Origin of the sequence: Streptomyces sp. 1-11, from assembly GCF_007176755.1 — a bacterium.
GTDB lineage: Bacteria > Actinomycetota > Actinomycetes > Streptomycetales > Streptomycetaceae > Streptomyces.
The window spans coordinates 93338-107575 of record NZ_BJTV01000001.1 but is presented as its reverse complement, the minus strand read 5'-3'; the positions used below and the strand labels follow the sequence as shown (position 1 = coordinate 107575).

At 65.5% G+C, this 14238-nt stretch carries 9 protein-coding genes; 8 read left to right on the top strand and 1 reads right to left on the bottom strand.

Translation table 11 applies throughout. From position 1 onward, the window contains the following. Nucleotides 1-17: 17 nt before the first annotated feature. From TNCT1_RS00470 to TNCT1_RS00440, 8 genes are all read left to right on the top strand, one after another. The gene (locus tag TNCT1_RS00470) at nucleotides 18-1985 is read left to right on the top strand and encodes a hypothetical protein (protein ID WP_143626932.1); all 1968 of its coding nucleotides are present in this window, start codon (nucleotides 18-20) and stop codon (nucleotides 1983-1985) included. Continuing rightward, nucleotides 1985-4129 (top strand): DEAD/DEAH box helicase family protein, encoded by a 2145-nt coding sequence (locus TNCT1_RS00465; RefSeq protein ID WP_174266084.1) that lies wholly within the window; start codon nucleotides 1985-1987, stop codon nucleotides 4127-4129. Before TNCT1_RS00470 ends, TNCT1_RS00465 begins: the two co-directional genes overlap by 1 nt. A gap of 46 nt (nucleotides 4130-4175) precedes the next feature. Continuing rightward, a complete protein-coding gene (locus TNCT1_RS35440) occupies nucleotides 4176-4340 on the top strand; it encodes a hypothetical protein (RefSeq protein ID WP_019524112.1) in 165 nt (54 codons plus the stop codon). After that, nucleotides 4337-6394 (top strand): AAA family ATPase, encoded by a 2058-nt coding sequence (locus TNCT1_RS00460; RefSeq protein WP_143626927.1) that lies wholly within the window; start codon nucleotides 4337-4339, stop codon nucleotides 6392-6394. The genes TNCT1_RS35440 and TNCT1_RS00460 overlap by 4 nt, the downstream gene beginning before the upstream one ends. Continuing rightward, nucleotides 6394-6861 (top strand): DNA phosphorothioation-associated protein 4, encoded by a 468-nt coding sequence (locus TNCT1_RS00455; RefSeq protein WP_143626925.1) that lies wholly within the window; start codon nucleotides 6394-6396, stop codon nucleotides 6859-6861. The genes TNCT1_RS00460 and TNCT1_RS00455 overlap by 1 nt, the downstream gene beginning before the upstream one ends. A gap of 133 nt (nucleotides 6862-6994) precedes the next feature. Then, on the top strand, nucleotides 6995-9625 hold the full coding sequence (locus tag TNCT1_RS00450) for a hypothetical protein (RefSeq protein ID WP_143626923.1): 2631 nt from the start codon (nucleotides 6995-6997) through the stop codon (nucleotides 9623-9625). 45 nt (nucleotides 9626-9670) lie between these two features. Continuing rightward, nucleotides 9671-12019 (top strand): UvrD-helicase domain-containing protein, encoded by a 2349-nt coding sequence (locus TNCT1_RS00445; protein ID WP_143626921.1) that lies wholly within the window; start codon nucleotides 9671-9673, stop codon nucleotides 12017-12019. 583 nt (nucleotides 12020-12602) lie between these two features. Further along, nucleotides 12603-12893: a hypothetical protein gene (locus TNCT1_RS00440; protein WP_143626919.1), complete on the top strand. Its 291-nt coding sequence runs from the start codon at nucleotides 12603-12605 to the stop codon at nucleotides 12891-12893. 671 nt (nucleotides 12894-13564) lie between these two features. Here TNCT1_RS00440 and TNCT1_RS36605 read toward each other — a convergent pair. Next, complete coding sequence (locus TNCT1_RS36605; protein ID WP_268894154.1) at nucleotides 13565-13687, bottom strand: hypothetical protein; 123 nt, start codon at nucleotides 13685-13687, stop codon at nucleotides 13565-13567. Between the last annotated feature and the right edge of the window lie 551 nt (nucleotides 13688-14238).

Genomic DNA, 14238 nt, shown 5'->3' with positions numbered 1-14238 from the left:
GGAACAGGGTGGGAAAGATGTCAGCTTCGCTCTCGTTGGTCAGGCCAACGTGGCAGGTCGTGCTGCCGTGGCTGGATCAGCTGGGGCCTGAGCAGTTGCTCGCACTTCAGCGGTTGGGAGGGCCAGCGCAATGGTGGATGCACGAGACACCGGAAGAGACAAGTGCCCGCCGACCGTACATGGACGATGTCTTCGACCTGCTCGCCTCCTTCCTGGGCTGGGCCATTGAGCCCGAGCTGGACATACGGCCTTTGCACCTGCTGCTTCCGTCGCTGCCTCAGCAGATGTCGACAGCTGAGCTGGAGCTGGAACCGACTGCACTGGACGTCCTGCAAGCCGTAGGCGGCAGGACCTTGGCTGACGTCGCTCGTCTGACGCCGTCGAGCTTTGCCTGCCTTGCGAAGGTCCGTACCGAAACGAAGCGCGACATCCTCGCGGTTCTCGTGCGTGCTGCAGCCCTGTTTCCGCAGCCGGAGTCGTCGCTGGACGAGACTGCGAACGTGCCCTCGTCGTCGCCCGTGCACACGGAGCCGGATAGCCCCGACCATGCGGTCCAAGGATGGTTCATTTCTCTCGATGCCCGCCAGCAGGACCTGATCACCCAGCACGTCTGTGCATCGGACCCGATGCCGCTCGACGAACTGGCCGCCCGCTACCGCACCATGCGGTCATGGATGACACGGCTCCTGGAGGAGCTGCCCCAGCAACTGCAAAGCGCGGCACTGACGTCCCCCAACCTCGCTCGCGCATTGCAGCTATTTGAGTCCGCAACTCAGACTCCTGTCACTCGCTCGGACCTGATGGACTGCCATCCTTGGCTCGCCGAACGCCTGCCGGGCAGCGAGCTGCGAGTGCTTGAGCTCCTGCTCGCCTTCCACTGGTCGGGAAGCACCGACGGGGACTGGTTGTTCAGCGGTTCGCTGGCGCACGCCCGCAAACTGACCCGCAGCGCGCTCGACCTGGCCCCGGGGGAGGCAGTGTCGCTACCCAGTGCCATGCGGCTGCTGAAGGACACCGGCCGTCCCCTCAAAGCCACCGAGCAGTGGCTTCACTATTGTGGCTTGCATATCGTCGGGGGCAGGCAGGTTGAACTCGCAGTCGACCAGCGGCCTCGCGGTGATGCAACGATGGATGGCGACTACGAACTGACGCCACCGCGTCCTGTCGCTCACCCCGACGCCTCAGGTGCAGCAACAGTTGCGCCCTCTTCCACTTCCCTGACGCGCGCAGACCTTGATCCGGGGCGGGTACCAGAGTCGGCGCCGCGGTTGGAGGAGGTATTCGAACGACTTCGCGTGTACGCCTGCGCGCAGCACCCAGGCGAACAGCTGGCCGACCTGCTGCGCAACAGCGAAGAACTGCCCGAACCGCTGCGGACGCTGGTGGTACGCGCCCTCGGTGCGATTGCCACCCCTGATGGCTGGCAGGTGCCCGACGACGCCCCGGGATCCGAGACCCACGGCGACGACGCAGACCTGTCCGGCGAGGAGAGTGCCGCATCCGGCACTGCGCGGCGCGCACGACTCGCCGACCGCGCCCTGGCCGTACTCGAGGAGCTCGGGCACCCCCTGGACTGGCCGTTGCTGGTCGACCGCATAGGGCCGGACGTGAACGCCCGTTCCTTGAAAACTCAGCTGTCCAAGGACGACCGGTTCGTGCGCAGTGACGTGAACTCCTGGGCGCTCGCCCAGTGGGGACTACGCCCCTATACCAGCATCAAGGAGCTGATCGCCCAGGAAGTGGACCGGGCCGGCGGTTCGATCCCCACCGACGAGCTGGTCACTCTGTTGACCCGTGAGTTCACTATCGCGGCCGCCAGCGTCCGTGTGTCCGCTTCATCACCGCCGTTCACTGCACGCAACGGTGTGGTTCGCCGGCTCAGCGACGTCGGCAGCGAACAGGGCAGCGAGCAGTCTTCGACCGATGTCACCCGTCCCGACGACGGGCCGTCCGCCGACGACCTGATCAATCTGATGGGGCTGTGATGACCCGACACCATGACGGGCTGCGCGCCGCCGATCTGCGTGCCGACTACCGCAGCGACCGCTGCGACATCGTCGGTGACTTCTACCTCCCCGCCTTGGATGCTGCCGTCTCCTACGATCGCGCCGTTGGATACTTCAGTGCCTCAGTGCTGGCCGTCCTTGGCCAGGGACTGAACGATTTCGCCGCCGGTGGCGGCACGATGCGCATCATCGCCTCGCCGCAGCTCACCGCCGACGACGTGGAGCAGATCCGCGCTGGATACGAGCTGCGTGCTGTGTTGGAGCAGGCGGCCATGCGCGACATGGAGCAGGCGGCCCAGGACCCGCGCGCAGCAAGCGGGCTGGACCAGCTAGGGCTGCTCATTGCCGACGGCCGCCTCGATATCAAACTCGCCTACATCAGCTCCCACGACCGCATCGGGATCTACCACGAGAAGATCGGCATCTTCCGGGACGGCCAGGACATGGTCGCCTTCAAAGGCAGTGCGAACGAGACGATGCCGGGACTGGTCGGCAACTTCGAATCCATCGAGGTTTTCCGCACCTGGGAGCCGGGTGACCGCAGCCGGGCCGCACGCATCAGCCAGGACTTCGAAGACCTCTGGGAAGACCGCACCGATCTGCTGCGGGTGATCGACTTCACTGCCGCTGCCCACACGGTCATCCAGCGCTGCGCCCAGCCCACCAGGCGTGACACCGAACTGCCGCTGTTGGACGGTGCCCTGATCACCTTGCCACGCCCGGAGAACTCCGGACGGCTGACGATCCCCAGCGAACTGACCGTCCGTGGCTACCAGAAACAAGCCGTCGAACGCTGGTTCGCGGCGGGCGGCCGCGGCATTCTGCGTATGGCCACCGGCACGGGTAAAACCCTGACCGCCCTGTCGGCCGCAGCCCAGCTCACCCGCCTGCTGCACAGACGCGGCCAATCACTGCTGACCGTCGTGATCGCCCCCTACCAGCACCTGGTCGATCAATGGTGCAAGGACATCGCTTGGTTCGGCGTGCAGCCCCTGCGCGCCTACGAGTCCACCAGGAGCTGGTACGGCAAAGCTTCCTCGCTTCTGGACGCCCTGGCCCTGGGCAGCGCCCAGGGCGGAGTCCTGGTCACCACCAATGCCACCTTTGCCGCCGACCCGATGCAGTCGATCTTGGCCCGCCACCGTGGCCACCTCCTAGTCATCGCAGACGAGTGCCACAACCTCGGCGCCAAACGCCTGCGCCAGAAGCTGCCTACATCCGCCGCCTACCGGCTGGGTCTGTCGGCCACGCCGGAACGCTGGTTCGATGACCAGGGCACCGCGGCACTAACGGACTACTTCGGCGAGGTCGTCTTCGAGATGGGCATCGGCGACGCCATCCGTGAAGGCGCTCTGTGCCGCTACACCTACACACCAGTCCTAGTCGAACTGGACGACGAGGAGGGTTACCTCTATGCCGAGGTGACCGAAAAGATCGCCAAAATCATTGCGGCCGAGGGCCTGTCCCCCGATACGGACGACGACAGCCCCCTGGGCCAGCTACTGCGAAGGCGCTCCAACATCCTCGGACACGCCCACGCCAAACTGCCCGCCCTGCGCCGCGAGATCAATGCACGGCGCAACGACTGGTACCAGCTGCTGTATTGCGCCGAAGGCCGCCACCCCCTGTCCTACGAGGACGGTGACCCTCACGAGCCGACCCAGCTGCAGCAGGCACTGGCCTTGGTCGGCACCGAGCTGCGCATGCCCGCAGCCCCCTACACCGCTGAGACCAAGCGTCAGGAACGCCAGCACTTGCTGCGCCAATTCGCCACCGGTACCCAGCTGCAGGTACTGCTGTCGATGAAGTGCCTCGACGAGGGCGTGGACGTGCCGGCCGCACGCACCGCTTACCTCCTTGCGAGCTCCTCCAACCCGCGCCAGTTCATTCAGCGCCGCGGGCGCGTCCTGCGTAAGGCACCGGGCAAGAAACGCGCGGACATCGTCGATTTCATCGTCGTCCCCCCCAGCGGTGCCAGCGATCTGCAGCACGAGACCGAGCGACGCATGGTGGCCCGCGAGCTGGCACGGGTGACAGAGTTCGCCCGGCTTGCCGACAACGAGGCGCACACCCTCGACATCTTGCGCCCGCTGCGCCTGCGCTACGGGCTCATGGACACCTGACAGCACATGCACGACCGACAGACAGCCTGACGTGTGGAGAAAGACCATGGGGACGACGGAAAGCCTGAAAGACATTATGGACGACCTGTCGCCGGAGGCCAGGAAGCTGGTGGCGAAGGTTTGGCAGCTCGAGCGTGAGCACCTGCATGTGAAGAATCCGACCCTGCTCACGGACGAGATCGTCCGCGCCACCAAGGAGCTGGCCAAATGAAACTGCTCAAGCTCACGTTGGATAATTTCCGCGTCTTCTACGGGACCCAGCAGCTTGATCTCGAGGTCACTCCAGACAAGCCGGCCATCCTCATCTTCGGCATGAACGGCGCGGGGAAGACGACCCTGCTGAACGCGTTCACGTGGGCGTTGTACGGCGCCTTCTCCGACGACGTCGAGCACCAGGAACGCGTGATCAACGATCACGCGTGGACGCAGACCCCCTTCGGCGGCGGCGTCAGCGCCTCGGTGAAGGTCGAGTTCGAGCATGAGGGACTGCTGTTCACGGTGCTGCGTACGGTCACAACGACGAAGAACGCCGAAGAACAGGTCGCATTGGCGCCGAAGCTCATCGTTACTGAGTCCGAGCGCGGCGCCAGCACCACCGTTACCAATGGCCAAGACCGCATACAAAAGATTCTTCCCGAAGGTTTGCGGCAGTTCTTCTTCTTTAACGGTGAGCGCATGGAGCGCATGTTCACCGGCGACCGCACGGACGAGGTCAAGCAGGCGATCAAGACCCTGATGGGGCTGGAGGAGATTGAGCGGGCCATCGCGACGCACCTGCCGAGTGCGTCACGCAAGCTCAGTCGGCAGATTGGGAGCAGCGGTGACGGGCGCCTGCAGGCGCTGATGGTCGAGCAGGAACGGCTGGAGCAGCACAAGCTCGACGTTCACAAACAGCTGCTGCAGCTCTCTGAGACCGCTGGTGGTTATGAGCGTGAAGTCGAGGCGGCCAACCAGGCGCTCCTCGCTAACGGCAAGGCTGCGCCGCTGCAGCGTCAGCGCGCCAAGCTGAAAGTGCGTCTGGACGAGCTGGTGACCAAGCGGGCCGAACGTCAGGAGAAAAAGCGCGAGCTGCTCGCCCGGAGCAGCTTCCTTGCCTTCACCGGCGGTATCGACAACCAGGTTCTCGACCTCGCAGAAGGGATGCGCAAGCGCCGCGAGCTGCCCGCCGGCATCCAGCGCGACTACATTGACGGCCTGCTCGAAGACGGCTTGTGCATGTGCGGGCGCGACCTGCCCGAGGGCTCCCAGGCGCGGATGGCGCTGGAGGAACGCCGTTACAACGCCGGGCTCGCCGATGTCGAGACCCGCTGGATGTATCTGCGTGGTAAGGCAGCCGACCTGACCTTGGCGCGGGCGGACCTGCTGGCGAAGTTGCGGGAGTGCGTCGCCGACGTCGAGGAGATCGAGTCCTCGATCCGGCAGATCGATGCCGAAGAGAGCGACATCGCACGCGAACTGGAGGGCGTCGATGTGATGGACGTCCAGCGTCTGGAGGAGCGGCGTAAGGAGTTCGACCGCAAGCGCCTGGATGCCTTGCAGCAGCACCGGGAGGCGCAGTCCCAGCTGGCTGAGCTGGACGAGCAGATCGAGAAGGTCAAGCGTCAGTTCCATTCCGCGCGGGTGCAAGACGAGGAGTCCAAGCGCATACAGCGGCAGGTGGCCCTGGTCGACGAGGTCCTCAGCGCTTTCCAGCGGATCCTGGCGGTCAAGACCGAGGAGGTCCGCCAGCAGCTCGACCAGAAGGTAAAGAGCGTCTTCGGGCGGATCTGTATCAAGCCCTTCACCCCCAACCTCACCCCCGCCTTCGCGTTGGAACTGGTTAACCACTCCGCAGGAGTCGCCGCCGCCCGCAGCACCGGCGAGAACCAGATCCTGGGTCTGTCATTCGTGGGAGCTGTCTCTGAACTGGCCAAGGAGACACACGACCGCAAGCAGAAGACACCCGACGCCGTCCTGGGAGGCGGGGGCGTCTATCCGGTCGTCATGGACGCCCCGTTCGGAAACCTCGACGTCGCCTACCAGAACGACATCGCCGAATCTCTCCCCAAACTCACCTCGCAGATCGTCACCCTGTTGTCGAAGTCGCAGTCCCGCGGCATGGTGCTTGACCACCTCGGAGGGGCAGCATCCCGCATGTACGTGCTGCGCTCCTACATCACCAACACCGACGCTGACGAGGACACCATCACCATCAACGGCCGTGCCTACCCTTACGTCTCTCACGGCGAGTTCAATCACACCGTCCTGGAAGAGGTGACCGTCTGATGGCCGTCGAGGTCCGCTTTCGCCGCCCGGCCGAACACGAACAGCTGTTGTCCCTCCTCACCGGCAAGGACGGCCCCTTCCGCGCCAACTACGAGGCACTGCTGTTTGCCGCCTCCTTGGGCCGTCGAAAGGAACGCCGCGTGCCTTTCGAGAAGTCTGGGGAGGGGATCCGCTATGCGCTGGTGGAAAACCGTGAATACGGCGATGTGCTCATCGATCTGATCGCAGCAGCCGAAGTGCCCGAAGACGCAAAGATCCTCGCTGACGACCGGCTCGTCGAGCGGCTGAGGATTTTCGAGGAGTACGCCAACGGCGGCCTGCACTGCCTCCAGGCAGAAATCAACACCCGAGGCAGTCGGGACCTCGTCGCCATTGTCAGCTCGCTCGTGCTCGATGCGCTCACCCCGACCGCAGACACCACCGAAGACCCCGCCGTCAAGGACATGCTGGACGCCTTGGAGTGGTAGCACGACCCATCCTCCAGGCCTGACAAAGCTGCAAAGCCTCGCACCGCGCCACCAACGGGTGCGAGGCAGCGCGCCGCAGCAGGTGGCCTCCACGGCGCCCACACCATCGAACGTACGAGATGCGGAACCTCACGTGACTGGCCTGATCGAACCCAAGCCGCCATGGCACCACGTCCTCGCCGACCTGCTGCCAGCTCTCCGCTTCGGTGACCCGCACCAGCTGGGGCTCGTGCTGAGCGACGCCCGACTGCCCGGCAACTGGTGGAACGACACGCCGCTGCGCGACGCCATTGCCACCATCAGCGCATCAGAGGTCGCCCAACGAGCCGCACACGCGGTCTCAGCCCACTGGCCGCACCTGACGCTCGCCACGGCCCTGCCTCAGCTGTGCTTTTGTCCAGAAGGCCAGCAGACGGACCTGACCACCAGCATCGCCCAGGTCGCCAGCGAGGAGACCCTCCCGCAGCTCGTCCTGCCTTTGCTGCGTCCCTTCCTCACTGGCGGACGCGACCTGACGAAACTCGTTACCGCCGCATCGGTCACCGCGGCCGAGCCCGACCGGGACGTCACCGCCGTCGCAGCCTGGCTGGAGCGCCTGCTCTCCGCCGATGTGCCTCCCGCCATCCGCACTGCTGCAGAGACTCTGTGCGCATGGGCCAAGCACCCCGGGCATGACAGCAACACCCCCATCACCCGTCCTTCAACTCGGCTGGCCGTTGCGACGCCCGAGACACCCGCCGCCTCTGTTGGCACCGCGGTGCCCGCCCTGGCAGCACAACCGCTCGACGCACTCGCTCCTCTTATCAGCACCTGGGGCGAACGACAGCTCGCCATCGCAGCAGGTCGCACTTTCGGCCAGATCCGTACCTCGCTGGAAAGCCTGGGCGAGCAATTCGGAGTCAGCCGGGAACGAGCACGGCAGATACAGGTCGAGCTGGAGAAGAATCTCCAGCAGTGGCTGCATTCCGACGCTGGCCAGCCCTTCCTCAGCCACCTCCTCGCCGTCCAAGACCACCTTGGCCCGGTGGCCACCGAAGAGAGCCTTCGCGCCCTGCACCCCGCGCACGCACAGCCCGTTGTCGCTCTTGGCCTCCCGCTGTGGCAGGTCATCGCCTCACTACTGCCTGACCGCACCTGGACGAGTGGTTGGCTGGTGCAAGGCGATCTCGACCAGCGCCTCGAACGGACACGCAGCGAGCTCGCAGCACGCTGCGCCACCTCCGTGCCCCCCTGGTCCGACGTCGTGGAGCTGCTGGTCCAGCAAGGCATCCGCGACACCGACGCTGACGCCTGGCTGCAAGAGATCAAGGGCTTCCGCCTCATCGACGGGCACGTGCTGCCCTGGGGCCGCTCAATCAGTGACCGGGCCGAAGCCGTCCTGGCACTGGTGGGGCATCCCCTGTCGATGGAAGACCTCCTCAGCCGCCTGGACGACAACACGGCTCTTGCCAGCCTGCGCAATCAGATCCAAACCGACGACCGCTTCCTGCGACGCGACCGCGACCTGTATGGCCTGCGCCGATGGGGTGGCACCCCCTACCTCGGCATCCGGGAAATGATCAACCGCGAACTCGAAAGCTGCGGTGGCGAGGCCCAGACCGAGGAGATCGTCACCTCGCTCTGCTCACAGTTCGACGTGTCAGAGAAGTCGGTTCGTGCCTACCTCGCTGCCCCGGAATACGACCGCTTCCAGCGAGGCTGGGTCCGTCTGGCAGCCCCCGACGATCCGGCACTCACTGACTACCAGCCACGCCGTGACGTGGCGCAGACTCGGCGCTGCTTCCAGACCGGCCAAGGCACCTGGTGGTACCGCCTCGACGTCAACGGTGAACACCTGCGCGGCTCCGGCTTCACCGTCCCCGCCGGGTTCGCCGCTCACCTCGGCCTCGTCCCTGGCGGTCGACTGGAACTGTCCCACGAAGTCGGCACCGCCCACCTCGTATGGCGTAACCAGCCTGCCTGCGGCTCCCTGCGCACCCTGCTCGAACACATCAAGGCAGGGGAGGGGGACCATGTGTTCCTGGCGGCCAAGGACGGCCACCTCAAAGCACTGCGCCTGGCGGAGAAGGACGAACACGATCTCACAGATACCCAGCGGGCCTTGCGGCTGATGGCCTTGTCCGGCCAGATCCTTGAGAAGGACATGCCGCCCGTCCTGGGCCGGCGTATCGGTCTCAACGACGCCACGACGATGGACGACGTCCTCACCCATCTGCGTACACGGGGCGATAAGGACATTCTCGAGCTACTCAGCCCGCAATACCCCAGCGCTCTCGACGGCGCCGACCCTGTGACAGCGTCCGATCAGTCCGTCACGCCCGTCCCGAAACCCGCCGGCGCCCCAACCCTTGAGCCCGCCGACTCGCCCGATGCGCAGCTCGCTGGCGATCCCGCAGCTGGAGCCCGCCAGCCTGTGACGCTGCGGGACCCTGCCTGGGACGAAGAGATCATCCCTCTGCTCGACCGAGACAGCGAAGCCGACCTGATCGACGTCGCCCGCGCAGTCGCCGCCCAGGGCAAGACAGCACCCGTCTTCGGCTACGAACTCGGCGATGGCGGATGGCAAGCCGACTTCGCGTGGGACCAGGACAGCACCAAGGTCGCCATCGTCTCCTGCGCGGCGCACGGGGGCCCGAGCCCGGATACCGAGCGCCGCGACAGCGCCTATCAAGCAGCTGGCTGGACCATCCGCAGTGCCACCGACTGGCTCACCCGCCTCGACGAACTACTGGCCTTGCTCCCCGACGCACCCGCTGGCAGCTGAAACAGTCCCAGGTAGATCCCTCCACCATCCGGAAGACGCCCTCAGATGACCGTCCGCCTCAGCCTGTACCAGAAGGCCGAACACGAGCTCTACAAACTCGACCGCTCGGTAAAGGCCAAGTTCTACGACTTCTCCCACCGCTTCCGGGAGAACCCGCACGGCAACGGCCTGCAACTCAAGGCCCTCAAGGGCGACTCGCACATCTTCTCCGCACGCATCGACGACTCCTACCGTGCCCTGCTCACTCGCACAGGGGCCGACGAGAACGGCGACGAGAACTGGCTGATCATCGCGGTTCGGCACCGCCGGGACGTCTACGAACAGCTCTCCATCGCCATCAACCGGGTTTCCGGAGAGATCGAGTTCGTCGACCTGTCGGTCGTCGGGGAAAGCGCCCTGCGCCGCGCCGGCATCCAGCTCGTTGCCGCTGAACCGGACACCGCCGGTACAGAAGAAACCGAACCCCCCGCACTGCCTGGACCGGCTGTCCCCGAGGACGGCGAATCGGCTGCCGCAACGCCTCCATTGCTGGCCGCCCATTCCCCCCAGCTGCTTAGGGAACTCGGCGTTGCCGAATCCCTTATCGACGTCGCGCTCACCCTCACCGACGCCGCCGACCTCGATCGCCTGGTAGCCGGAGCACCGCTGCTTTCCCAGGACATCCTCTATGGCCTGGCCGCGGGGATGAGCCCCGACGAGGTACGCGCCGAGATCACTGACGCAGTCGCGTCACCGGAGCACATCGACCTCGCCGACTTCGGCGCCGCCTTGGCTCGCACCACCGTCACGACCGTCGACGACGCCCTGAAGAACGTGCTGGAAGCAGGGGACTTCCAGGCCTGGAAGGTCTTCCTGCACCCCACCCAGGCGCGCCTGGTGAACCGCGACTACAACGGCCCTGCCCGGGTCTCCGGCGGTCCCGGTACGGGCAAGACCATCGTGGCCTTGCACCGCATCCACCACCTTCTGCAGCAGCTCAAGCCTGGTCGGGACAAGCCGATCCTGCTGACCACTTTCACCAAGAACCTCGCCGCCGACCTGCGCGCCCGCCTCAGCGACCTCGTCGGCGATCCCGCTCTCCTGGCCCGCGTCGACATCACCCACATCGATGAACTCGCCTACAAGGTCATCACCGAAAACGCGCTCAGTGGCCGCAGCAAGCGCCGCATCGACGACCGCACGGCCCTGAACGAACTACGCGCGGTCCTGAACGAGCTTGGTCAGCAGCGTTCGTGGGAGCCGGAGTTCCTCCTCGAGGAGTGGGAACAGGTCGTCCTCGGTCAGTCCGTGACCACCAGGGCCGCCTACTTCCAAACCCGCCGAGCCGGGCGCGGGCACCCACTCACGCGTCCCGAACGTGCCGCCATCTGGAACGTCCTCGACCGCTTCACGGCCAGTCTCGACAACAAGGGTGTCGAGACCTGGGGCCAAGCCGCTGAACGCGCCGCCCGCTACGAGGTGGAACGCGCCGCCCGCATCCAAGCTCGCCAGGCGTACAAGGACCAGGTCGGTGGCCGCGACTTGATCCACCGCGACGCCGAGGCATCACCGCTCGACCTCAAACACCGCTACCGGCACGTCGTCGTGGACGAAGCACAAGATCTGCGCGCCGCGCACTGGAAAATGCTTCGGGCGATGGTCGCCCCTGGCGACAACGATATGTTCATCGCCGGCGACACCCACCAGCGCGTCTACGACAATCACGTCTCCCTCGGCTCCCTCGGTATCAACGTCCGAGGTCGCTCCGCGCGCCTTTCCCTGAGCTACCGCACCACCAAGGAAATCCTCGCCCAGGCCCTGTCGGTGATGTCCGGCGAGACCTACGACGACCTCGACGAGGGAACCGACACCCTCACCGGCTACCGCTCCGTACTCCACGGCCCCGTCCCCGAGCTACACGGCTACACCACCTGGGAGGACGAACTCGACGGCCTCGCCGCCACATTGCGCACCTGGTGCGACGAACTCGCCGCCCACGACGACGCCACCGAGCGCGGCACGCGCGGTCTCATCGGGGTAGCAGTCCCCGACCGCGACAAGGTCAGCCAGGTCATCTACCACCTCGCCACCAAAGCCGGCCTCGGCTACGCCCAGCTGACCTCCGACGGCCCCCGCGGCGACGGCGCCATCCACGTCGGCACCATGCCCCGCTTCAAGGGACTGGAATACCAGCGCCTCGTCATCGTCGGCGCCAACGACCGGCTTGTGCCAAGGATGGAGGCCATCGACCGGTACCGCACCGAAGACCCCGCGCGCTACCGCCGGGAGCTGCGCAAGGCCCGCTCTATGCTCTTCGTCGCCGCCACCCGGGCCCGGGATGCCCTCACGATCACGTGGCACGGCACTCCCAGTCCGTTCCTGGCCAAAACGCCGACTGAACTTATCGCACCTTGATCACCAGGTGATCTCGAGAGGTGGTGGAGGACAAGACCCTGGCCATAGCCGCATGGGAGGAACCCGTTGAGATTGATGAATCACTGCGGGCCGTCGGGTTGAAGGTGGGCGGTACGCGCGCGGCTTAAGAGTTCCCAACTGTCGTTCCATGCGGCTCGGTCGGAGGTCGGGAAAGAATCAGGAGGAGCTGGACGTACGACGGCGAGATCTACGGAGAGCGCGGACTGAAGGTACGGCCTCTGGGCAACATGCGTGCTGCCCAGAGGCCCTGGCGTTGACCCGCATCCTGCGCGAGCACATCAAGGCCGAAAACCTAAAGCCCTGCTGGACCAGGGCCAGAAGGGCGGGATGCTCGAAGCTCGGTCATCCGCCGGCATGGAGGGCTGCCCAGCGCTGAAGTGCTCTCTCCTGAGGAATTCATGTCGCCGGGAAGCGAGTGTGCGACGTGCGGCACCCCTGCCTGACCAACTGACTGTGACGGTGGCGCCTTGCCGGCAGCTAGCAAGCGGCTTCGGGGTGGACCGTGGCGGCCTCGGGCATGCGCCGACCAACGCCAATGAGCACAAGGGAAGGACCTGACGTCATGACTGACCGGCGAGGAGTGGTGGCCAAGCGCGCGGAAGACTTGTCGCCCGGCGTGCCCTACGCCCGCGGCTGGAACCGGGCACGGCGAAGTGCCGGCACTCTGGCCGATCAGCTGGTGCTGCTTGGGTTGGACTCCGACTTCCCCGGCCTGGTGGCCGACGTGAACGTCTTCGGTGACGGGTTGGTGCAGCTCGACACCGTTAGCCCTGACGCGGCCGAACTGCTGGCGCAGCTGATCACGGCGGGATTCGAAGGTAGCTACGCGGCACGATGGCTGAACCGCCCATGACCACCCAGCGGGAAGCGCCTGCTGCCTGAACTGCTCCTCGGCCGCCGGTTGGGCGTTATCCGAGCACAGTCCGCAATCAGACGACGTGGCCTCTCGCAACAGCGTGCCCTGGCACTGGCGCAGGGGGCTCTTCGCTGCCCGGATGCTCTCCGCTGCGTTCCTCGGCCTGCCGATCGGCCGGGACCGGCGCCCCAGCGCCGCAGCCCGGACGAAGCGGCAGGCCGATAGGTGACATCAGCTTGGGAAGCTTGGGTCTTCTGGGTGCGATCACTGGACTGATCTGCGGAGAAGCGGCGTTGAACCCCTGGCCGTGCCTGTGATCAGTTTCCACTGTTCCCCGTGGTTCCCCGCAGGATCTGGCACGCGAATGGCACGGGCTCTTCGCCCCGAACGTCCATGGCGAAACTGGGTCCCGGAGCGTCTGAGCCTCAGCCGATGACAGTCAGCCACGATGGCGGGTCAGCCGACCGCGCAGGCGCGCGTGTGCCTCGCTGTACCCCTGCCGACCTCAGTCACGTTGTCGGCTGTCGACCAGAGCAAGTCCCAACGGCGGACGCGATGGGTTGCACCTTGCGTGACGACCTCGCACTATTGAGTCTTGCGTGGCTGCAAATGTCACAAACCGTGTGGAACTGCTAGCGGGGCCCGTCATGCTGAGTGAGGCCGGGACGTCATTCCTGTGCGGAGGTAGTCAACTCCATCATTGCCTGATAGTAGGTCTCGCCGTCAATCTCGCCGTCCTGATACTGGCGCATCAGCTCGTCGACTTTGGCTTTTAGTTCTGCCCGGTCCATCTTTGTCTCCCGGTATGTTGGATTCAGCGGCGTCCTCAGTCAGACAACGCGCCTTCGACGTGGCCGCCCGGCTTGGTGGGGTTGGAGCTTAGATCGGCGTGGACTCGGGGCTATGAGTCCATTTCGTCCTCGGCCTCGCACCAATGATCTCCGCCGTGCTCGGGCTCCAGGCGGCAGCGCACCCCTCCCAATTTGCGTCGGCCGTACGGGAAGTACAGGGCGTCGCACCAATTGTCCGAATCGGCCACGTGTATTTCCTCCTCTCGCGGGCGCCTGATGGACGCCGTCATCCTGCTCACCATCTGAAGAGTGTGTGTCATCCGTCCGCCGAGTACGGCGTCGAAGTCGGTCGGGAGGTCAAGAGACCTGATCCTTCTTCACGATCATTCCACAGTTGGAGCAATTCACTTGGTTGGTCGTGTACGGCGGGAGCGTGCACGGGGCTTCGCCTCAGATGGTGGACACGGGTTTGTGCGGTTGTGCGGCGAGTGTCATGGCAGCCGATTGGCACTGCTCGTAGGCTACGGGCTGAGCTGGCTGTTAATGAGTCA